The organism is Ruegeria sp. AM1 (genome assembly GCF_056540745.1).
The window spans coordinates 19,735-40,661 of sequence record NZ_JBQFXH010000018.1 but is presented as its reverse complement, the minus strand read 5'-3'; the positions used below and the strand labels follow the sequence as shown (position 1 = coordinate 40,661).

At 59.7% G+C, this 20,927-nt stretch carries 16 protein-coding genes and 1 tRNA gene; 9 read left to right on the top strand and 8 right to left on the bottom strand.

Annotation, left to right across the window (positions count from 1 at the left end):
* Positions 1 to 375 precede the first annotated feature (375 nt).
* On the bottom strand, positions 376 to 2,658 hold the full coding sequence (locus tag ACR0I7_RS19140) for an adenosylcobalamin-dependent ribonucleoside-diphosphate reductase (RefSeq protein WP_480513827.1): 2,283 nt from the start codon (positions 2,656 to 2,658) through the stop codon (positions 376 to 378).
* 26 nt (positions 2,659 to 2,684) lie between these two features.
* Positions 2,685 to 2,791 (bottom strand) — tRNA-OTHER (locus tag ACR0I7_RS19135).
* 125 nt (positions 2,792 to 2,916) lie between these two features.
* Here ACR0I7_RS19135 and ACR0I7_RS19130 point away from each other — a divergent pair.
* Complete coding sequence (locus ACR0I7_RS19130) at positions 2,917 to 3,348, top strand: DUF1489 family protein (protein WP_480513825.1); 432 nt, start codon at positions 2,917 to 2,919, stop codon at positions 3,346 to 3,348.
* On the opposite strand, the gene hisG is transcribed toward ACR0I7_RS19130, so the two are convergent.
* From hisG to hisS, 3 genes are read right to left on the bottom strand one after another with little or no spacing between them, the layout of a single operon-like run.
* Positions 3,349 to 4,038, bottom strand: a complete 690-nt coding sequence (gene hisG, locus ACR0I7_RS19125; RefSeq protein ID WP_480513823.1) for an ATP phosphoribosyltransferase — start codon at positions 4,036 to 4,038, stop codon at positions 3,349 to 3,351.
* On the bottom strand, positions 4,035 to 5,123 hold the full coding sequence (locus tag ACR0I7_RS19120; RefSeq protein WP_480513821.1) for an ATP phosphoribosyltransferase regulatory subunit: 1,089 nt from the start codon (positions 5,121 to 5,123) through the stop codon (positions 4,035 to 4,037). The genes hisG and ACR0I7_RS19120 overlap by 4 nt, the downstream gene beginning before the upstream one ends.
* Positions 5,124 to 5,126: 3 nt before the next feature.
* A complete protein-coding gene (gene hisS / locus ACR0I7_RS19115; protein ID WP_480513819.1) occupies positions 5,127 to 6,614 on the bottom strand; it encodes a histidine--tRNA ligase in 1,488 nt (495 codons plus the stop codon).
* 147 nt (positions 6,615 to 6,761) lie between these two features.
* On the opposite strand from hisS, the gene ACR0I7_RS19110 reads away from it, so the two are divergent.
* Entirely contained in the window at positions 6,762 to 6,956 is a 195-nt protein-coding gene (locus ACR0I7_RS19110) for a SlyX family protein (protein ID WP_480513817.1), read from the top strand.
* Position 6,957: 1 nt separating this feature from the next.
* Here the strand turns inward: ACR0I7_RS19110 and ACR0I7_RS19105 are convergent, their stop codons facing one another.
* From ACR0I7_RS19105 to dnaE, 3 genes are all read right to left on the bottom strand, one after another.
* Positions 6,958 to 7,320, bottom strand: coding sequence for a hypothetical protein (locus ACR0I7_RS19105; protein WP_480513815.1), 363 nt, complete (start codon positions 7,318 to 7,320; stop codon positions 6,958 to 6,960).
* Between the two features lie 11 nt (positions 7,321 to 7,331).
* Positions 7,332 to 7,550, bottom strand: coding sequence for a glycine zipper 2TM domain-containing protein (locus ACR0I7_RS19100; protein WP_480513813.1), 219 nt, complete (start codon positions 7,548 to 7,550; stop codon positions 7,332 to 7,334).
* Between the two features lie 89 nt (positions 7,551 to 7,639).
* Positions 7,640 to 11,140 (bottom strand): DNA polymerase III subunit alpha, encoded by a 3,501-nt coding sequence (gene dnaE, locus ACR0I7_RS19095; RefSeq protein ID WP_480513812.1) that lies wholly within the window; start codon positions 11,138 to 11,140, stop codon positions 7,640 to 7,642.
* A gap of 341 nt (positions 11,141 to 11,481) precedes the next feature.
* On the opposite strand from dnaE, the gene xdhA reads away from it, so the two are divergent.
* The 7 genes from xdhA to ACR0I7_RS19060 are packed head-to-tail and all read left to right on the top strand — an operon-like array spanning position 11,482 to position 20,863.
* Positions 11,482 to 12,843, top strand: a complete 1,362-nt coding sequence (gene xdhA / locus ACR0I7_RS19090; RefSeq protein WP_480513810.1) for a xanthine dehydrogenase small subunit — start codon at positions 11,482 to 11,484, stop codon at positions 12,841 to 12,843.
* The gene (gene xdhB / locus ACR0I7_RS19085; protein ID WP_480513809.1) at positions 12,840 to 15,242 is read left to right on the top strand and encodes a xanthine dehydrogenase molybdopterin binding subunit; all 2,403 of its coding nucleotides are present in this window, start codon (positions 12,840 to 12,842) and stop codon (positions 15,240 to 15,242) included. Before xdhA ends, xdhB begins: the two co-directional genes overlap by 4 nt.
* The gene (xdhC, locus tag ACR0I7_RS19080; protein ID WP_480513807.1) at positions 15,242 to 16,177 is read left to right on the top strand and encodes a xanthine dehydrogenase accessory protein XdhC; all 936 of its coding nucleotides are present in this window, start codon (positions 15,242 to 15,244) and stop codon (positions 16,175 to 16,177) included. Before xdhB ends, xdhC begins: the two co-directional genes overlap by 1 nt.
* A complete protein-coding gene (locus ACR0I7_RS19075; protein WP_480513805.1) occupies positions 16,174 to 17,691 on the top strand; it encodes an ABC transporter ATP-binding protein in 1,518 nt (505 codons plus the stop codon). Before xdhC ends, ACR0I7_RS19075 begins: the two co-directional genes overlap by 4 nt.
* A gap of 57 nt (positions 17,692 to 17,748) precedes the next feature.
* Positions 17,749 to 18,831 (top strand): ABC transporter permease, encoded by a 1,083-nt coding sequence (locus tag ACR0I7_RS19070; protein WP_480513803.1) that lies wholly within the window; start codon positions 17,749 to 17,751, stop codon positions 18,829 to 18,831.
* A 3-nt stretch (positions 18,832 to 18,834) separates the two neighbouring features.
* Positions 18,835 to 19,755, top strand: coding sequence for an ABC transporter permease (locus ACR0I7_RS19065; protein WP_480513802.1), 921 nt, complete (start codon positions 18,835 to 18,837; stop codon positions 19,753 to 19,755).
* Positions 19,756 to 19,789: 34 nt separating this feature from the next.
* A complete protein-coding gene (locus tag ACR0I7_RS19060; RefSeq protein WP_480513800.1) occupies positions 19,790 to 20,863 on the top strand; it encodes a BMP family ABC transporter substrate-binding protein in 1,074 nt (357 codons plus the stop codon).
* Positions 20,864 to 20,927 lie beyond the last annotated feature (64 nt).

The following is a 20,927-nucleotide window of genomic DNA, read 5'->3' as shown; positions in this document are numbered from 1 at the left end:
CCTTGATCATTCCAATGATCTGTTCGTCGCTAAATCTGCGTTTCATAGTCCATCCTTTGCTTGGACGGATTACTAACACCTCAATGGCCTGATTTCAGGGGGCTGGGTCAGGAAGCGCACAGTCTCGAATGTCTGAATTAGCTCAGAACGATGGAAGTCTCAGTACGTGCAGCGAAAGTCCGCTGCCCGCCCCTTGTATCAAAGCCTGATAATGTCGTCAGCCCAGCGCCATCTCAATCGTCCGTCTCTGTCAGACTTGCGAACGGCCTCGGAAGAAATCCGAGGCCGTTTTCCCACGTAATCTGCCAAAAATGACCTATTGAAACGTTTAGGTCATGACGCGTGACACACCACAACAGTTACGTTATCATATGGCTAACTACACCTCGAATGACCGCAGCTGCGGCAGGTCATGCACCCTTCGATCATGACCATATCGAACTGACCGCAGGATGGGCAGGTTTTGCCGCGCGGGGCGTCCATGTTGACGACCTGCGCTTGTGGGTCTGATTTCAGGCCCATGCCTTCGCCCTCAAGGAAACCGATGGCTATCATATGCTGTTCAATCACACCGCCAATAGCGGCAAGGATCGACGGGATATATTTACCTTTAACCCAGGCACCCCCACGAGGATCGAATACAGCCTTGAGTTCCTCGACAACAAACGACACATCCCCGCCACGGCGGAATACCGCAGAAATCATGCGGGTCAGAGCCAGCGTCCAGGCATAGTGCTCCATATTTTTCGAGTTGATGAACACCTCGAAAGGACGGCGGCGGCCACCGATGACGATATCGTTTATCGTCAGATAGATCGCATGCTCGCTGTCGGGCCACTTTAGCTTATACGTCGACCCTTCCAACGATTGCGGACGGTCGAGCGGTTCGGACATGTAGATGACATCGCCACCCTCGACCTTTTGCGGCGCGTCCGCGCTTTCTCCGGGCACTTTGTCATCACTTTCCGACACGGTCAGCACTGATCCCGTTACATCATTGGGGCGATAGGTCGTACAGCCTTTGCAGCCCTCATCCCAGGCCTGCATATAGACATCCTTGAACGCGTCAAAGCTGATGTCTTCAGGACAATTGATGGTTTTTGAGATCGAGCTGTCGATCCATTTCTGCGCCGCCGCCTGCATCTTGACGTGATCGGCGGGTGACAGCGTCTGAGCATTGACAAAATACTCTGGCAGCTCGGTATCGCCAAATCGGTCACGCCACATCTGCACTGCGTAATCCACCACCTCTTCTTCGGTGCGCGAGCCATCCTTTTGCAGCACTTTGCGCGTGTAGGCATAGGCAAAGACCGGCTCGATCCCAGAGGAGACATTGCCTGCATACAGAGAAATCGTTCCGGTCGGTGCGATTGACGTCAGCAGTGCATTGCGGATGCCGTGTTCGCGGATCGCGGCGCGCACATCTTCGTCCATTTGCTGCATCGTACCGCTGGCCAGATACTTCTCGGCATTGAACAAAGGGAACGCCCCTTTCTCCTTGGCCAAATCCACCGACGCCAGATACGCGGCGCGCGCGATCGCGTGCAACCAGTGCTCGGTCTGACGTGCCGCCTCGTCGGACCCATAGCGCAGCCCCAGCATCAACAGAGCATCCGCCAGCCCCGTCACGCCCAGACCGATACGGCGTTTGGCCTGTGCTTCCGCCTCTTGCTCGGGCAGAGGGAACTTTGAAGCATCAACCACATTGTCCATCATGCGAACGGCCGTGGCGACAAGCGATTGCAGCGCCTTTTCATCCAGATGCGCGTCGGCGTCAAAGGGCTCGGCCACCAGACGTGCCAGATTGATCGACCCCAACAGGCACGCGCCATAAGGCGGCAGGGGCTGCTCGCCGCACGGGTTGGTTGCCGCGATGGTCTCGACATAGCTGAGGTTGTTGGCCTGATTGATACGATCGATAAAAATCACACCAGGTTCGGCATAATCATAGGTTGCCTGCATGATTTTGTTCCACAAATCACGCGCCTGGACCGTGTGATAGACCTTGTCGCCGAAAACCAACTCCCATGGGCCATCGGCCTTTACGGCCTCCATGAACGGGTCGGTCACCAGAACGGACATGTTGAACATGCGCAAGCGGGCCGCGTCAGATTTGGCGGTGATGAAGTGTTCGATATCCGGGTGGTCGCAGCGCATGGTCGCCATCATCGCGCCGCGGCGCGAGCCTGCCGACATGATGGTGCGGCACATCGCATCCCAGACATCCATAAAACTCAGCGGCCCAGAGGCATCCGCCGCCACCCCATGCACATCCGCGCCACGCGGGCGGATGGTCGAGAAGTCATAGCCGATCCCCCCACCCTGCTGCATGGTCAGCGCCGCCTCTTTCAGCATGTCGAAAATGCCGCCCATGCTGTCCGGCACGGTGCCCATGACAAAGCAATTGAACAGGGTGACCTGCCGCGCGGTCCCAGCACCGGCGGTGATGCGTCCGGCGGGCAGGTATTTGAAATCCTCCAGCGCGGTGTAGAACTGCTCTTCCCAGTGCTCGGGGTCTTTTTCCACCCTCGCCAGATCGCGCGCAATCCTCCGCCAACTGTCTTCGACTGTCTGGTCGATGGGCGTGCCATCCGCCTGCTTAAAGCGGTATTTCATGTCCCAGATTTGCTCGGCGATAGGGGAGGCAAAGCGGCTCATTGGTGCTCCAATATCAAAAATGCAGTTGGACGTGGCGGCGGGACTTGAACCCGCATCCTCCTCGCCGTAGCCTATTAGGTGCGAACCAGAACTACTCGAAAGCGAGGCGCTCGATCCTTTGAGCTACGCCACATTATTGTCGATTCGTCGACAGGCTTCTACACTACAGCAGCGGAACCCAAGGCCACAACACCTTGATGACAGCAGCCAGAGAGCTACAATATAAGCATAGCCTCGGGACGACTCTGTGGGAAAGCTGTGGATAAGTACGTAAACCTCATAAAACTCTCGGTTGGCTCGGAAAGTGTCGACACGCTAATGGCTTGGCAAGAGAGCCGCCGACCGTTGTACGAGGACGGCTGCCCGCGTCACGTCACCCGCATGTGGCCCAAGCGCGAGGCCGAGATTCTGAACGGTGGATCTATCTATTGGGTGATCAAAGGCGTGATCCAGTGCCGCCAGCGCATCCTGCGTCTGGACGAGGTGCGTGGCGAGGACGGTATCCGCCGATGTGCGATCGTGCTGGACCCCGAGGTGCATCGCACCCAAACAGCCCTCAAGCGGCCATTTCAAGGCTGGCGCTACCTCAAGCCCGAGGATACGCCCGCCGATCTGCCCGAAGGGCGTGCGCAGGACGATGCCCTGCCCGACGATCTGAACCGGGCACTGGCCGAAATCGGTGTACTTTAACTAAGCCAGACGATCCAGCAGCTCGGACAGAACCGTTTTGTCTTCGGACTCGTATTTGGCCACCCGGCTCCGCCACAACGTCGCCTGTGATTGCAGGATCAGGCCATCGGACAGGATTTTCAGGTGATTGGCGCGCAGGGTTTCCCCGGTCGAAGTGATATCCGCAATCGCCTCGGCGGTTTCGTTGAGCACGGTGCCCTCAGTCGCGCCCTGACTGTCGACGAGGGTATAATCTGCGACGCCTGCATCGGTCAGAAACTCTCGGACCAGACGGTGGTATTTGGTCGCGATCCGCAAACGGTGCCCATGGGTGCGTCGGAACGCAGCTGCCGCCGCATCAAGGTCATCCAGGGTATCGACATCGATCCAGCAGTTCGGTGTTGCGATGATCAGGTCCGCCTTGCCAAAGCCCAGCAACGCAACCTCTTCGACCTGCTGCTCCCACCGGGGCAGTTTTTCATGCACCAGATCGGTCCCCGTGACGCCCAGGTGAATACGGCCTGCCGCCAGTTCACGCGGGATTTCCCCGGCAGAGAGCAGAATCAGAGAAATCCCCTCGATCCCCTCAACTTTGCCTGCATATTCGCGATCTGACCCGCTGCGCGACAGCGTGATCCCGCGCTTGCTGAACCATGAAAAGGATTTATCCATCAACCGGCCCTTGGAGGGCACGCCCAGCTTCAGGTTCATTGTCCGGCCTCCTCGATCTCAAGCATCAGGTCCGGGCGCAGGACGCCGCCAACAGCCGGAATTTCCGCGCCATTGCCCAGTTGACGGGTCAGCGCGTCATAGCGCCCGCCCGTTGCAATGGGCGGCAGATCCGGTCTCCCTTCGGCATAAAAACCAAAGACGAACCCATCGTAGTACTCCATCGACGTGCGTCCATAGGCAGCTTCGAAATCCAGCTGGCTCACATCAACGCCACGCGCCTGTAGCGAGGCAACCCGCGCCTCCAGCCGGTCTATCGCAGGAGTGATCTGAGGCAGGTCCACTGCCACATCGCGCAATTGCTCAAGCGCAAAGGGCATGGTTTCCCGGATTGTCAGCAATGTCTCAAGCCCGGCAAGCTCATTGTCCGAGATTGACGGTGTCTGGCGATTTTCGCGCAGCGCCTCAATCCGCGCCTCAATCTCGGACGCGCGGCGCTTGCCGATCATCGGCGCATCGAATGCCATCGGGTCCGCGGCGTCCAATATGCTGGAGCGCATCTCGGGTTCCGGGGTGCGCCCGGCAAACCGATCCAGCAGGATGCGAAAGCGGCGCGGACGCCAGAGATGCCGCATCAGCGCAGCCTTGCGCCGTTCCGTTGTCTGCAATCCCTGCACGGCTGCAATGAGGATACCGATATCCCCAGTTGCTGCCCGCAGCGGCAGGCCGCGCAGTTGAAGCGCGAACAGAGAGAAAACCTCGGCATCAGCGCCAGCCGGGTCCTCGCGGTCGAAGACCTCATACCCGACCTGAACATATTCATTGGCGCGGTCCGGATCATGCTCCTGACGGCGAAAGACCTCACCGGAATACGTATACCGTGCGGGCTCGGCCCCCTCACGCATGTGCATCTGCACCACCGGCAGGGTGAAATCGGGGCGCAGCATCTGTTCGCCCTGTAGCGCGTCAGAGGTCACATAGGCGCGGGCGCGAATGTCTTCGCCATAGAGGTCCAGCAGCGTTTCAGCAGGCTGCAGCAGAGGCGGGTCGACCACCTGCGCGCCTGCGGCCTCGAAACGCACGCGCATCATGGCGGCACGGGCCTGTATCTGGGAACGGTTCGGCATGGTTCAGTCCTGACTGTCCAGAATTTCGCGCACCTTGGCGACCAGATCAGCGCGCGGCACTTCGAACTGGCTGGGGCGTTCTTTCCATTCCTCAAGCGTGGCGCTTTCGGCGATTTTAGCACCAAGGATCAGGTCTTTGATCTGAACGATCCCGTTGGCCTTTTCATCCCCGCCTTCGATCACCGCGATGGGAGAGTTGCGCTTGTCCGCATATTTTAGCTGATTGCCAAAGTTCTTGGGGTTGCCCAGATAAACCTCGGCCCGGATACCTGCGTTGCGCAGTTCGGCCACCATCGCCTGATAGTCGGCCATCCGGTAGCGATCCATAACGGTGACAACCACGGGACCTTTGGCCTGCGCCGCAATCCGGCCCTTTTCGCGCAAAGCAGCCAGCAGGCGGTCAACACCGATGGAAATACCAGTTGCCGGAACCTCTTGGCCAGTGAAACGCTTGACCAGATCGTCGTAACGACCGCCGCCCGAGACCGATCCGAATTGCCGCTTGCGGCCCTTCTCGTCGAAAATCTCAAAGGTCAGCTCGGCCTCATAAACGGGGCCGGTGTAATAGCCCAGACCGCGCACAACCGATGGGTCGATCTCAATCCGGTCCGCGCCATAGCCCCCTGCGTCCAGCAGAACGCCGATCTGTTCCAACTCAGCGATCCCGTCAGCACCGATCTTGCTGTCGCCAACAGCCGCGCGCAGGTTCGCCAACGTGCCAGCCGTGTCGGCAGCTTTCGAGGTCAGAAATGCAATCACCGGCTCGGCCTGATCGTCACTCAGGCCAACGCCATCAATAAACGCGCCCGACGCGTCCAGTCGGCCCTTGGTCAGCAGCTCGCGCACACCGGCCTCGCCTACCTTGTCGAACTTGTCGATGGTGCGCAGGACGTTATCACGGGCCGCAGCGTCTTCGCCCAGACCCATAGCCTCGAGCACGCCGTTCAGAACCTTGCGGTTGTTGACACGCACCAGATAGTCCCCGCGGGGAATTCCGACAGTTTCCAGCGTGTCCGAAAGCATTGCGCAAATCTCGGCATCTGCGGCCATCGACGCGGTCCCGACCGTATCCGCATCACATTGATAGAACTGACGATACCGCCCCGGCCCCGGCTTTTCGTTGCGCCAGACCGGCCCCATCGCATAACGCCGGTAGGGTGTCGGCAACTCGTTGCGATGTTGCGCATAGACGCGGGCCAAGGGTGCGGTCAGGTCATAGCGCAGGGCCATCCAGTCGCCATTACCGCCTTCGTCAAATTCCTGCCAGGCAAACACGCCCTCATTCGGGCGGTCCACGTCGGGCAGGAACTTGCCCAGCGCCTCGACGGTTTCAACCGCACTGCTTTCCAACGCTTCAAAGCCATATTGATGATAGACGCCAGCAATGGTCCGCAGCATCTCGGTGCGCTGCGTGACTTCCGAGCCGAAATAGTCGCGGAACCCTTTGGGCGTGACTGCCTTGGGGCGGGGCTGTTTCTTGGGCTTGGCCATTTGGGGCGTCCTTGGGATTTTCCTGTTCCGCGCGCGGTCTATCCCATGGCCCGGATCGGGGCAAGGCAAGCCTCTGTCACAGGGCATTGTTTCTCTGGTCTTGGCGCTGGCAGGTCGCTATGACCGTCGCAGAGACAGGAGCACCCCATGCAGCATCTGGAAGAACAGATCGCCCACCTCAGCCGGACAGTCGAAGAGCTGAATACGGTCGTTGTAAAACAGCAGGCCGAGATCGACCGCCTGACGCGCCGGGTCGAAATGCTGCTGCAGCGCGAGGCCGAGCGCGCGCAAGAAGGATCGGGCGGGGTCGTCTTTGGCGACGAACGCCCGCCGCACTATTAGGTCAAAGGCCCAGCGTCGATTTCACGGCGTTATCCACTACACCGGCCAGCAGCGCGTCTTTGTCATCCGCACACCCTTCGCGCAAGGCGGCGACAAATGTCTCACGCAGTTTCGCTTTGTCCTCGTCCGAGCTTGCGTGATCATTGATGTCGATCTGCCGGTTGTAAATTGACACTGCGGTCATTTTACCCACAATTGCAAAGATATAAGTCTCATCCCCATCGGCTTCTTCTACCACCGAAGCGCAGGTATGGTACATCACAGGCATCGCATCCTGCACCATTTGCTCGGCGGCTTCATCAGACAAAGCCATACTGGGAACGGCCAGACAAAAGCCTGCGACAACGGTTTTGAGTGCAGTCATGCGCATCGCCTTCATTTCCAGTTATGTCCGATAAATGCCCCTGCCACGCCACCGATGGCGGCGCCCTTTCCGTCGCCGATCAGCGCCCCGACTCCGGCACCGATCAGCGCGCCCTCGATTGTGTTCTTTTTCTTTTTGTTATCCGCCAACCCGGCCGAGGCTGACGCCAAAATCAATGACGCAACAGCCGCAATTTTCAACGTTTTAAAACCGGTACCCGAGATCGCCATTCGGGGGTCCTCCTGTGCCCTAACCCAAAGAAATGTCTCAGGTTCAGCCTAGCGCCGCGCACCCTCTTAGGCAACAAAACGGTGCGGGTTCAGATTTCCTCGACCGACATGACGCCTTCCAGCGACTTGATCGCCCCTTTGATCTGAGGGTTGATCGGAAAGTCCTGCCCCAGATCCATCTCGACATCGCCCGGCAGGCCGGGGTCCAGCAGCAGCAGTTGGATCGGTCCACGCCCGGCGCCCTTGGCCGCGCTGGCCGCATCCTCAAGGACTTTCGCCACCGTGGGCAGAGCTCCGGCTTCATCCACAAAGATGCGCAATCCGGTCGCGCCCGCCTCGGCCACAACCGAATCGACTGGGCCCACGGACCGGGCCAGAAGCTTCAACTGATCCGCCTCAAGCGTCGCCTCGGCCGTCAGCACCACCTGAGACCCGGTCTCCAGAAACTCGCGCGATTTTTCCAGCGTTTCTGAAAAAAGCGTCACCTCATACGCACCTGTCGGATCTGACAACTGGGCAAAAGCAAACCGATTGCCACGCGCTGATTTCCGTTCTTGCCGTCCGGCGACCACACCTGCCAGCTTTGCAATCAGCGGACCGGACCGCGCCTTTTCAGTAACTTCATCCAGGGTCAGCACCTGTTTACGTTTCAGGGCCGGCATATAGTCGTCCAACGGATGCCCCGACAGATAAAAGCCAATGGCTTTGAACTCTTCACTCAACCGTTCGGCGGGCAACCAGTCAGGCGACGGCGACAGGCGCGGTTCGGGCAGGTCCTCTCCGGCCTCACCGAACAGCGAAACCTGATTGGAGTTCTTCTGTTCATGAATGGCCGCAGAATACTGCACTAGCGGATCGAGGCTTTCGAAGACACGGCGACGGTTCTTGTCGAGCTCATCAAACGCCCCGGCCCGCGCCAGCATCTCAAGCGGGCGCTTTCCGACTTTTTTCAGATCAACACGGCGCGCAAAATCAAACAGGTTCACGAAAGGCTTGTCGCCGCGCCCGTCGACCACCAACGTCATCGCCTCAACGCCAACGTTCTTGAGCGCGCCCAGCGCATAGACCAGATGCCCTTCGGCCACGTCAAACGCCGACTGAGAACGGTTCACGCAAGGCGGGATATACGGCAGCTCCAATCCCTTGCGGACTTCTTCGAAATAAATGGCCAGCTTGTCAGTCAGATGGATATCGCAGTTCATGACACCAGCCATGAACTCAACCGGGTGGTTCGCCTTCAGCCAACCGGTCTGATAACTGACGACTGCATAGGCTGCCGCGTGGGATTTGTTGAAGCCGTAGTTGGCGAACTTGTCGAGCAGGTTCCAGACCTCAGTCGCCTTGGTCTCATCCACATCGTTTTCAGCCGCGCCCTTGAGAAATTTGGGCCGCTCGGCGTCCATCGCCTCTTGGATTTTCTTACCCATCGCGCGGCGCAGCAGGTCGGCGCCCCCAAGACTATAGCCCGCCATTTCCTGGGCGATCTGCATCACCTGTTCCTGATAAACGATGATACCCTGGGTTTCGTCTAGGATGTGGTCGATGGAGGGGTGCAACTTGTCCCGCTGGCTCAGTCCGTTTTTGACCTCGCAGAACTTAGGGATGTTCTCCATCGGGCCCGGGCGATACAGCGCAACAAGGGCAATGATATCTTCGATACAGTCCGGCTTCATCCGTTTGAGCGCATCCATCATGCCCGAGGATTCTACCTGGAACACCGCCACCGTTTTAGCTGACGAATAGAGCTTGTACGTCGCCTCGTCATCCAGCGGTATGGCGTTGATTTGATTCACCGCTCCATCGGCAGGCTCATAGAGTTCCGTGCCATCCGGCGCAATGTGCAAATCCCGCCCGGATTTGAAGATCAAATCCATCGCGTTCTGGATCACCGTAAGGGTTTTCAGACCCAGAAAGTCGAATTTAACCAACCCGGCCTGTTCCACCCATTTCATGTTGAACTGGGTCGCTGGCATGTCCGAGCGCGGATCTTGATAGAGCGGCACCAGCGCGTCCAGCGGTCGATCCCCGATCACCACACCCGCCGCGTGGGTCGACGCGTTGCGCAACAACCCCTCGACCTGTTGGCCGTAGGTAAGAAGGCGATCCACTACCTCTTCGTTGCGGGCCTCTTCGCGCAGGCGCGGCTCGTCCTTCAATGCCTTTTCGATGGAAACAGGTTTCACGCCTTCCACCGGGATCATCTTGGACAGGCGATCCACCTGCCCATAAGGCATCTGCAACACGCGTCCGATATCGCGCACTGCCGCCTTGGACAAAAGCGCGCCGAAGGTGATGATCTGCCCCACTCGGTCGCGGCCATATTTTTGCTGCACGTAGCGGATGACTTCCTCCCGGCGATCCATGCAGAAGTCGATATCAAAGTCGGGCATAGATACCCGTTCAGGGTTCAGAAACCGTTCGAACAGCAGCGAATACCGCAGCGGATCGAGGTCGGTGATCGTCAGCGCATAAGCCACCAACGAGCCCGCACCCGAGCCACGCCCCGGACCGACGGGGATATCGTGATCCTTGGACCATTGGATAAAGTCCGCAACGATCAGAAAGTAGCCGGGAAACCCCATGCCCTCGATGATGTCCAGTTCGAAATCGAGCCGCTCCTGATACTCCTCCAACGTCACAGCGTGCGGGATCACGGCCAGACGTTTTTGCAGCCCCTCATTGGCAATGCGGCGCAGTTCGGCGACCTCGTCATCCGCGAATTTCGGCAGGATCGGATCGCGGCGATAGGCCATAAAGGCGCAGCGTTTGGCAATCTCGACCGTGTTCTCGATCGCCTCTGGCAAGTCAGCGAACAGGGTCGCCATTTCCTGTTGCGACTTGAAGTAGTGCTGCGCGGTCAGGCGGCGGCGGCCCTCCTGCTGGTCAACATAGGCACCTTCGGAAATACAGATCAGCGCATCATGCGCCTCATACATATCCGAGGTAGGGAAATAGACGTCATTGGTGGCGACAAGGGGCAAGTTTCTGGCATAGGCCATCTCGACATGGCCGCGCTCGGTCAGACGTTCTGCTTCGGGTTGGCCATCCTCGCCTGGGTGACGTTGTAGCTCGACATACAGGCGGTCTGGGAACATGGCGGCCAGACGCTCCACCAAGCCTTCGGCCGCGGGGCGCTGCCCCTGCTGCAACAACATCCCAACTGGGCCATCCGGCCCTCCGGTCAAGCAGATCAGACCGTTCGAACACGCGGCCAATTCATCTAGCGTCACTTGCGGCAGCTGACCGCCTTTGTCCACATAGAGACAAGAGCTTAGCTTCATCAGGTTCTCATATCCGACTTCAGACTGTGCCAGCAGGACCAGCGGCGCCGGGGTTTTTGGCTTTTCGCCCGGCTGCGCCTGCGCATATGTCAGATCAACCTGACACCCCATGATCGGCTGCACCCCGGCCCCGCTTGCAGTGACAGAGAACTCGAGCGCCGAGAACATGCTGTTTGTGTCGGTCACCGCGACAGCGGGCATCTCCATCTGCTCGCAAAGCGCAGGCAGCTTTTTCAGCCGGACTGCGCCTTCCAGCAGAGAGTACTCAGTATGAACGCGGAGATGAATGAATCGGGGATTTCTACTCATAGGTCGCAAGCTATCCCAGCCGGGGGCGAGGCAAAAGCACGAACCGTTACGGTCCAATGCCTAAAAAATCAGCGCTGATTATTCGGTTTTTTCAGAAGGTGCTTCTGGGGCAAACACTTTTGCGCATTAAAAGTACTTTAGTTTCAGTCGCCTGAATACTAGACACCCCGCATACGCTCACGCCGTCCAGCTGTAATGGTTCATCATTTAGGCAGTTTTTCTTGCCAGATAAGCCGCGCTGTTTCTAACATCTTACGGCAAGCTACCGCCCGCCACTCTTTCTACGTCGCATCGAAGGAGGGCCCAACGGGCGCAACCGGGTAAGGCGACGGGTTTCTCGAATGGACATCACGTTTCTTCTGAACGGAGAGACAGTGGAGCTGGAGGATGTGAATCCGACGGCCACCTTGCTGGACTGGCTGCGCGAAGATCGCGGCCTGACCGGCACCAAAGAAGGCTGCAATGAGGGCGATTGCGGCGCCTGCACCGTCATGGTGACAGATCAGGAAGGGCACAAGGCGCTGAATTCCTGCATCCTGTTCCTGCCGCAATTGCACGGCAAGGCGGTGCGCACCGTCGAAGGAGCAAGCAGCCCAAGCGGCGAGGCCCACCCGGTTCAGCAAGCCATGGTCGACCTGCATGGCTCGCAATGCGGATTCTGTACACCGGGATTTGTGATGTCGATGGTTGCTGGTCATGCCAATGGCGCGACCGATCACGACACCCAGCTTGCCGGGAACCTGTGCCGCTGCACGGGCTACGCGCCCATCATCCGCGCGGCCAAGGCTGCCGAAACGCAGCCCGTACCGGTTTGGGTCAAAGACAAGCCCATCGCTGTCACGCCCAAAACCCCAATGTTGCCAACGTCGTCGGACGCATTGGCCAGCGTTTACGCCGATCATCCGGACGCGACCCTGATTGCCGGTGCAACCGATGTGGGCCTCTGGGTCACCAAGCAATTGCGCTATCTGGGGCCTGTGATTTTTCTAAACCAGTGTGATGACCTGAAAGAGATCACAGTCACGGACGAAAACATCCGGTTTGGGGCCATGGTCGACATGAACCGCATGGGCGAGGCTCTTGCGGATCTGCACCCCTCCTACGCGGAAATGATCCGGCGATATGCCAGCGTTCAGGTCCGGCACGCCGCGACGATCGGCGGCAATATCGCCAACGGTTCCCCCATCGGGGACAACCCACCCGCGTTGATCGCCTTGGGCGCGACTCTGCATCTGCGTAAGGGCGACGCGCGCCGGTCGCTTCCGCTTGCGGATTTCTTTATCGACTACGGTCGGCAAAATCGCGCACCCGGCGAGTTCGTCGAAGCGGTCAGCGTCCCACGCCAGCCGGATCGCCTGAAATGCTACAAGCTCAGCAAACGGTTCGATCAGGACATCTCGGCCGTGTGCGGGTGCTTCAATATCACGGCGGCGGATGGCACTGTGACAGAGGCGCGTATCGCCTTCGGCGGCATGGCAGGCGTTCCCAAACGGGCAGCGCAGGTCGAGGCCGCTCTGACTGACAAACCCTGGACAGCTGAGACCATCCAGGCTGCCCTGCCCGCCTTTGCCCAGGATTTCACGCCGCTCACGGATATGCGCGCCTCAGCGACTTATCGATTGGAAAGCGCCAAAGCGATGTTGGAACGGTATCACCGTGAGGATCAGGGCGAAGTGACAAACGTGCTGGAGGTGCAGGCATGAGTGTTGCCAAAGCCCTGCCCCATGATGCGGCGCAACTGCATGTTTCCGGCGCGGCGCGGTATGTCGACGACATCCCGACGCCAAAAGATACGTTGCATCTGGCCTTTGGGCTAAGCCCGATTGCCAAGGGCACGATCACGGCGATGGACCTGTCTGCGGTCAAGGCCGCCAAAGGCGTTGTCAGCGTAATCACCGCCAAAGATCTGCCCTTCGCCAATGACGTCTCCCCCTCGATCCATGATGAGCCGTTGCTGTCGGACGGTACCGTTGACTATGTCGGCCAGCCCGTGTTTCTTGTGATCGCGACAAGCCATCTGGCCGCCCGCAAAGCAGCGCGTCTGGGCAAGATCGACTATGCCGAGGAAACCCCGATCCTGACCGTCGAAGAGGCCCTGGCCGCCGACAGCCGGTTTGAGGACGGCCCGCGCATCTATGCGAAAGGCGACGCAGACACGGCCATTGCGAACGCGGATCACGTGATCGAAGGAACGTTCGAGATCGGCGGGCAAGAGCATTTCTATCTGGAAGGTCAGGCCGCTCTGGCCGCGCCAAACGAGGGTGCGGACATGCTGGTGCATAGCTCGACCCAGCACCCGACCGAAATCCAACACAAGGTCGCGGACGCCCTTGGCGTTCCCATGCACGCCATCCGAGTCGAGACCCGGCGCATGGGCGGCGGCTTTGGCGGCAAGGAAAGTCAGGGCAACGCACTGGCTGTCGCCTGTGCCGTGGCCGCGCGCGCGACCGGCAAGGCCTGCAAAATGCGCTATGACCGCGACGATGACATGATTATCACCGGCAAGCGCCATGCGTTCCGGATTTCCTACAAGGCAGGCTTCGATACGAACGGGCATGTTCAGGGCGTGTCGTTCCACCACTACGCTATCTGCGGCTGGGCGCAGGACCTTTCGTTGCCAGTTGCCGACCGGGCCATGTTGCATTCGGACAATGCCTATCTGCTGCCCAACGCCCGGATCGAAAGCCATCGGCTGAAGACCAACACCCAATCCGCCACCGCCTATCGCGGGTTTGGCGGCCCTCAGGGGATGGTCGGAATTGAACGCGTTATGGACCACGCCGCGCATGCGCTCGGGTTGGACCCGGTCGAGCTGCGCCGCCGGAACTACTATGAGCCGGCTCATGCAACGGCCGAACGCGCCCCCAAGAACAAACCGCTGGGCCATCCCGATCCGTATGAGGATCTGACCAGCCGTGGCGCGGTTGAGACCGGCAACGCGCCAGTCCGCCCCCTGCCCGCGGAGGGGAATACAACGCCCTATGGGATGGAAGTCAGCGACTTCGAACTGCACGGCATGACCGATGCACTGCTGAGATCTAGTGACTATGCCGCACGGAAAGCAGCAATTGAGAAATGGAACGCCGAACACGGGGTGATCAAAAAGGGGATCGCTTTTTCCCCGGTCAAATTCGGGATTTCCTTCACGCTAACCCATCTGAATCAAGCGGGCGCGCTGGTGCATGTGTATCAGGATGGCTCGGTCCACCTAAACCATGGCGGCACCGAGATGGGGCAGGGCCTGTTCCAGAAGGTCGCGCAGGTCGCCGCCGCGCGTTTTGGCATACCGCTTGAGATGGTCAAAATCACCGCCACCGATACGGCCAAGGTTCCAAATACCTCGGCCACGGCGGCCTCATCGGGCAGCGATCTCAACGGTATGGCCGTGAAAGCCGCCTGTGACACGATCCGCGACCGGATGACCGATTATCTGGCGGAACGGCATCAGGCCGACCCGTCAGCAGTTGTGTTCGCCGACGGTCATGTCTCGGTCGGAGACGAACGCTATACCTTTGCCGAGGCCGCAGCGCTCAGCTATCAGGGCCGCATCAGCCTGTCGGCAACGGGGTTCTACAAAACGCCCAAGATCGAGTGGGACCGGATCAAGGGTCGAGGTCGCCCGTTCTTCTATTTCGCCTATGGCGCGTCGGTCACCGAAGTTGCCATCGACACCCTGACCGGCGAGAACCGCATCCTGCGCACCGACATCCTGCATGACGCGGGCGCATCGCTGAATCCGGCGCTGGATGTCGGTCAGGTCGAAGGCGGCTATGTGCAAGGTGCGGGCTGGCTGACGACCGAGGAGCTGGTCTGGGACGGTAAGGGCAACCTGCGTACGCACGCCCCGTCGACCTACAAGATACCCGCCTGTTCGGATCGCCCCGATATCTTCAACGTCGCGCTTTGGGAGGGTGAAAACCGCGAGGATACCATCTATCGCTCCAAAGCGGTTGGAGAGCCTCCCTTTATGCTTGGGATTTCAGCCTGGCTGGCGCTGTCAAATGCGGTCGCAGCCTGCGGAGGCAGCTATCCGGCACTAAACGCACCGGCCACAGCCGAGGAAGTCTGGCACGGCGTTCAACGGATGAAGGGAGGCATCTGATGGGATTTGACCTTGAGGCTTTGAGAGAGGCGGTCAAAACCCACGGCAGAGTGGTCCGGGTGGTCATTGCCAATATCAAGGGATCGTCCCCCCGCGAAGTTGGCGCAGCTATGCTGGTCTGGGCGGATGGGCAAAGCGGCACCATTGGCGGCGGTGCGCTGGAATTTCAGGCCGCCGCCGCGGCGCGAACGCAAATCACGCACTCCAGCCTGTCTCGCCATGCGCTTGGCCCCGACATGGGGCAGTGCTGTGGCGGCGCGGTGTCTCTGTTGAGCGAAGTCTTTGACCACAAAGCGCTGGAAGCCCTGGATGACACAGTCATCGCACGCGCCGTGTCACAAGATGAGATGCCCTTGGCGGTGAAACGCCTGCTGGCGAAGATGCGCAGTCAGGGCATCGTTCCGGAACCGCAGTTGATCGACGGTTGGATGGTTGAAGCAGTACACAAGCCGGCGCGCCAAGTATGGATCTGGGGCGCGGGCCATGTGGGCCGTGCGCTGGTGGACGTCCTGGCCCCGCTGCCCGATCTGGCGCTCACCTGGGTCGATACGGGGCCCGAGCGTTTTCCAGCCGCTGTCGCTGCGGGGGTGACCGTGGTTCCGGCCAAGACACCAGCTGAGCTGGTGCAACATGCGCCCAGAGATGCCGAGCACTTTGTGCTTACTTATTCACACAATCTGGACCTGGAACTCTGCAACCGGCTGCTTTTGCACGATTTCCGCTTTGCGGGGCTGATTGGGTCGGCTACGAAATGGGCGCGATTCCGATCGCGGCTGGCGGCGCTTGGCCATTCGCCCGAACGGATCGGCCGGATCACCTGTCCGATCGGTGATCCCGGCTTGGGCAAGCACCCGCAGATGATCGCCGTTGGTGTCGCGGCACAGTTTCTGCGCCCGGCCTGGCAGAACGAGTTGAAGGAGGACCTGAGCGCGTGACCACCCCACTTCTGAGCTTGCAAGGGCTGACCAAAGCCTATCCCGGTGTCGTCGCCAATGATCAGGTGTCCTTTGACATCGGCGAGGGAGAGGTTCACGCCCTTCTGGGCGAGAATGGCGCGGGAAAATCAACGCTGGTCAAGATGATCTATGGGCTGGTCAAACCCGATAGCGGCACGATGCTGCTGCGCGGCCAGCCCTTTGCCCCACCCGAGCCGCGCGCCGCGCGCAGTGACGGGATCGCGATGGTGTTCCAGCATTTCTCGCTGTTCGATGCGCTGAACGTGGCCGAGAACATCGCGTTGGGAATGGAGAACCCTCCGCCGATGGGTGCGCTGGCGTCGCGCATCCGCGAAGTGTCCGAGACCTATGGCCTGCCGCTGGACCCCTATCGTACCGTTGGCGACCTGTCGGCGGGCGAGCGTCAGCGGGTTGAGATCATCCGCTGCCTGCTACAGGATCCCAAGCTTTTGATCATGGACGAACCAACCTCGGTCCTGACCCCGCAGGAGGTAGATATCCTGTTTGAAACACTCAACAAATTGCGCTCTGAGGGGACATCGATCCTTTATATCTCGCACAAGCTTGAGGAAATCCGCACGCTTTGTGACCATGCCACAATCTTGCGCCTTGGGAAGAATGTGGGCGAATGCGTCCCTGCCGAGACTTCGGCCCGGGACATGGCGGAAATGATGGTCGGTGCGACCTTGCAAACCCCGGAACGCGCAGGGCGGGACTTCGGTGAGATTGCGCTGGATGTCAGCGGCTTGTCAGTGCCGTCCCCTTCGGAGTTCGGCACCGCCCTTAAAAACGTACACATGACCGTACGCCAAGGCGAGGTTCTGGGCATCGGCGGTGTTGCGGGGAATGGGCAGGATGAACTGCTGGGCGTGTTGTCGGGGGAAATTTCCACAACTGCTGACGCGATCAAATTCAACGGTCAGAAGATCGGCAGGCTTGGCCCCGCCGCACGGCGAAAGCTGGGCGTGCTGACCGCCCCCGAAGAGCGGCTTGGCCACGCGGCGGCGCCGGATATGAGCCTGACCGAAAACGCATTGCTCACCGGGTCGGTTCGCGAAGGCCTGGTGACGAACGGCTTTCTGAAGTGGGCCGATGCCAGAGGTTTTGCCGAGAAGATCATCAGCGCTTTCGATGTCCGCACTCCGGGTCCGGAAAACGCGGCGCGGTCGCTGTCGGGTGGGAACCTACAGAAATTCGTCATCGGACGCGAAGTGCTGCAGAACCCGGATGTGCTTGTTGTAAACCAACCGACTTGGGGCGTGGACGCCGCAGCGGCTGCTTCAATCCGACAGGGCATTCTGGATCTGGCGGCGCAGGGTACCGCTGTGATCTGCATCAGCCAGGACCTCGATGAGCTTATGGAAATATCCGATAGCTTCGCGGCGCTGAACGAGGGACGATTAAGCGCCCCGCGCCCGACCACGGGCCTGACCGTCGACGAAATCGGGCTGATGATGGGCGGCGCGCACGGCATGGAGGTGGCACATGTGTGATCACCATCTTGCGCACGCGCACCGCAAACCAGGAAAAGGCCGCAGGGGGATGCGCGGATGATTGTGTTGGAGAAACGGCCTCAGCCGTCCAAGGCGTGGTCGTATGCCACTCCGTTGGTCGCAGTTCTGGCAACGATGGTGTTTGGCGGGGTGCTGTTTGCCCTTCTGGGCAAGAACCCCGTCGAGGCCATCGGTACAATTTTTTGGGACCCGCTCTTTGGTGAGTTTGCCTTCTATTACCGGCCTCAGTTGCTGGTGAAAGGGGCACCGCTCGTTTTGATCGCCATCGGTCTGTCGCTTGGCTTTCGCGCCGGCATCTGGAACATCGGGGCCGAGGGGCAATATATCATGGGTGCCATTTTTGGCGCCGGGGCCGGTCTGGCCTTCTACCCGCTGGATGCGTGGTACATTTTTCCGATCATGGTGATGGCGGGCGCCCTGGGCGGGTGGTTGTGGGCGATGATCCCGGCCTTTTTGAAGGTGCGCTTTGGCACCAACGAAATCCTCGTGTCGCTGATGCTGGTCTACGTGGCCGAGCAGATGTTGGCTTCGGTCTCGCTCGGGCTGTTGAAAAACCCCGAAGGGTTCGGATTTCCCGGATCGCGCAACCTGCAATCCTATGACAGCGCGCATAATGCCGAACTGATTGCCGGATCGGGAATGCACTGGGGGGTTGTGACAGCCCTGATCGCGGTGATCTTTGCCTATGTGCTGCTGAACCGGCACATGCTGGGCTTTCATATCCGACTAACCGGCGAGGCCCCCCGTGCGGCGAGATTTGCGGGCGTGAACCCGGCGCGCCTGATCCTGTTCTGTCTGGGCTTGTCCGGTGCGCTGGCCGGGCTTGCGGGGATGTTCGAAGTCTCTGGCCCCTCGGGCGTGGTCAGCATCGACTTTAACGTCGGCTATGGCTTTACCGCGATCATCGTGGCGTTTCTTGGCCGTCTGCACCCGGTGGGCATCTTGCTGGCCGGCGGCCTGATGGCGCTGACCTATATTGGCGGCGAGATCGCGCAGTCTCAGTTGGGGCTGCCTGCCGCTGCCATTCAGGTGTTCCAGGGGATGCTGCTGTTCTTCCTGCTGGCCTTCGACCTTTTGACCAACTACCGCATCCGTGCGGCCCGTAGCGAGGTGGCGTGACCCATGGATCTTGGTGAGATTAATCCCGTCCTTCTGGTTGCCTCGCTGATGGTGGCGGCCACGCCTCTGTTGCTGGCCGCAATCGGAGAGCTGGTCGTTGAAAAAGCAGGCGTCCTGAACCTCGGCGTCGAAGGCATGATGATCGTGGGTGCGATCAGCGGCTTTGCGATCTCGGTCGAGACCGGTTCCCCCTGGCTGGGCTTTATCGCGGCCGCTGTCGGCGGCGCGGTCCTGTCGCTGCTGTTCGTGCTGCTGACGCAGGTGGCCTTGGCAAATCAGGTCGCAAGTGGTTTGGCCCTGACGCTGTTCGGCCTTGGCTTCAGCGCCCTGCTGGGCCAAAGCTATGTAGGTATCAAGCCGCCCAGCATGGGCGACATCCACATCCCTGTGATCAGCGATATCCCGGTCCTCGGCCCGATCCTGTTCCAGCATGACCCGATCCTCTATGTCGGCATCGCGTTGACCGCTGCCGTCTGGGCCACGCTGAAATACACCCGCGTTGGCCTGATCCTGCGCGCGGTGGGGGAAAACCACGATGCAGCCCATGCGCTTGGCTATAAGGTCATCAAGATCCGCATCATGGCGATCCTGTTTGGCGGGGCCTGCGCGGGCCTTGGCGGCGCTTACATCAGCCTGATCCGCGTCCCGCAATGGACGGAAGGGATGACCGCCGGTGTGGGCTGGATCGCTCTGGCTCTGGTGGTGTTCGCCAGTTGGAAACCTTGGCGCGCCCTGCTGGGTGCCTATTTGTTCGGCGGCATCACTGTGTTGCAGCTTAATTTGCAGGCAGCGGGCGTTGCCATTCCTGTCGAGTATCTGGCAATGTCGCCTTATATCATCACAATCCTTGTGCTTGTGATCCTTTCGGCTGACAAGAGCAGCGCACCTGCCGCATTGGGCCGGACCTTCCACGCCTCGCATTAGACGAGGCCAACTGAACCAACTTGGGGAGTAACAAATGAAATTCACTACACTTCTGACAAGCGCCGCCATGGCGTTGGGTCTGGCCACGGGCGCCTTGGCCGAAGACAAGACCAAGGTCGGCTTTGTCTATGTCGGCCCTGTGGGTGACGGTGGCTGGACCTATGAGCACAACAAAGGTCGCCTGGCTGTCGAAGAGCATTTTGGCGACAAGGTTGAAACCGTATTCGTTGAATCCGTCCCCGAAGGCCCGGATGCGGAACGTGTGATGACTCAGATGGCGCTGGAAGGTGCTGATCTGATCTTTACCACGTCGTTCGGCTACATGGACCCGACCATCAACGTGGCGAAGAAATTCCCGGACGTTAAGTTCGAACACGCGACCGGCTATAAGACTGCCGACAACGTCTCGGTCTATTCCGCGCGCTTCTACGAAGGCCGCGCCGTTCAGGGACATATCGCCGGCAAGATGACCGAGTCCAACATCATCGGCTATATCGGGTCCTACCCGATCCCCGAAGTGATCCGTGGCATCAACTCGGCCTATATCCACGCCAAAAAGGTGAACCCGGATGTCGAGTTCAAAATTGTCTGGGCCTACACTTGGTTTGACCCGGCTAAAGAAGCTGACGCCGCCACCGTTCTGATCGAACAGGGCGCAGACGTGATCCTGCAGCACACCGACTCGACCGCACCGCAAGCCGCCGCGCAAGAGGCAGGCAACGTTGTTACCTTCGGTCAAGCCTCGGACATGAGCGAATATGCTCCGTTCCCGCGTGTATCGTCGATCATCGACAACTGGGCGCCCTACTATATCGCGCGCACCCAGGCCGTCATGGATGGCTCGTGGGAAACCGTGAACACATGGGATGGTATCAAAGAAGGCATGGTTGAAATCGGCGAGATTTCCGACCGCGTCCCGGCCGATGTGAAAGAAGAAGCGCTGGCGATGCAAGCTGCCATGGCCGCTGGCGAATACCACCCCTTCACCGGTCCGCTGAAAAAGCAGGACGGCAGCGACTGGCTGGCGGATGGTGAGACCGCGGATGATGGCACGCTGGCTGGCATGAACTTCTATGTCGAAGGGCTGGAAGGCGAAATTCCGCAATAAGACAGCGGCATATGTATCGAGAGGGGCTGGCCGAAAGGCTGGCCCTTTTTTCTGCCATTTACCA

Coding starts and splice junctions, on each gene's coding strand:
- ACR0I7_RS19140 (WP_480513827.1), bottom strand. CDS start 2,658: ATGAGCCGCTTTGCCTCCCCTATCGCCGAGCAAATCTGGGACATGAAA.
- hisG (WP_480513823.1), bottom strand. CDS start 4,038: ATGAACCTGAAGCTGGGCGTGCCCTCCAAGGGCCGGTTGATGGATAAA.
- ACR0I7_RS19120 (WP_480513821.1), bottom strand. CDS start 5,123: ATGCCGAACCGTTCCCAGATACAGGCCCGTGCCGCCATGATGCGCGTG.
- hisS (WP_480513819.1), bottom strand. CDS start 6,614: ATGGCCAAGCCCAAGAAACAGCCCCGCCCCAAGGCAGTCACGCCCAAA.
- ACR0I7_RS19110 (WP_480513817.1), top strand. CDS start 6,762: ATGCAGCATCTGGAAGAACAGATCGCCCACCTCAGCCGGACAGTCGAA.
- ACR0I7_RS19105 (WP_480513815.1), bottom strand. CDS start 7,320: ATGACTGCACTCAAAACCGTTGTCGCAGGCTTTTGTCTGGCCGTTCCC.
- ACR0I7_RS19100 (WP_480513813.1), bottom strand. CDS start 7,550: ATGGCGATCTCGGGTACCGGTTTTAAAACGTTGAAAATTGCGGCTGTT.
- dnaE (WP_480513812.1), bottom strand. CDS start 11,140: ATGAGTAGAAATCCCCGATTCATTCATCTCCGCGTTCATACTGAGTAC.
- xdhA (WP_480513810.1), top strand. CDS start 11,482: ATGGACATCACGTTTCTTCTGAACGGAGAGACAGTGGAGCTGGAGGAT.
- xdhB (WP_480513809.1), top strand. CDS start 12,840: ATGAGTGTTGCCAAAGCCCTGCCCCATGATGCGGCGCAACTGCATGTT.
- xdhC (WP_480513807.1), top strand. CDS start 15,242: ATGGGATTTGACCTTGAGGCTTTGAGAGAGGCGGTCAAAACCCACGGC.
- ACR0I7_RS19070 (WP_480513803.1), top strand. CDS start 17,749: ATGATTGTGTTGGAGAAACGGCCTCAGCCGTCCAAGGCGTGGTCGTAT.
- ACR0I7_RS19065 (WP_480513802.1), top strand. CDS start 18,835: ATGGATCTTGGTGAGATTAATCCCGTCCTTCTGGTTGCCTCGCTGATG.
- ACR0I7_RS19060 (WP_480513800.1), top strand. CDS start 19,790: ATGAAATTCACTACACTTCTGACAAGCGCCGCCATGGCGTTGGGTCTG.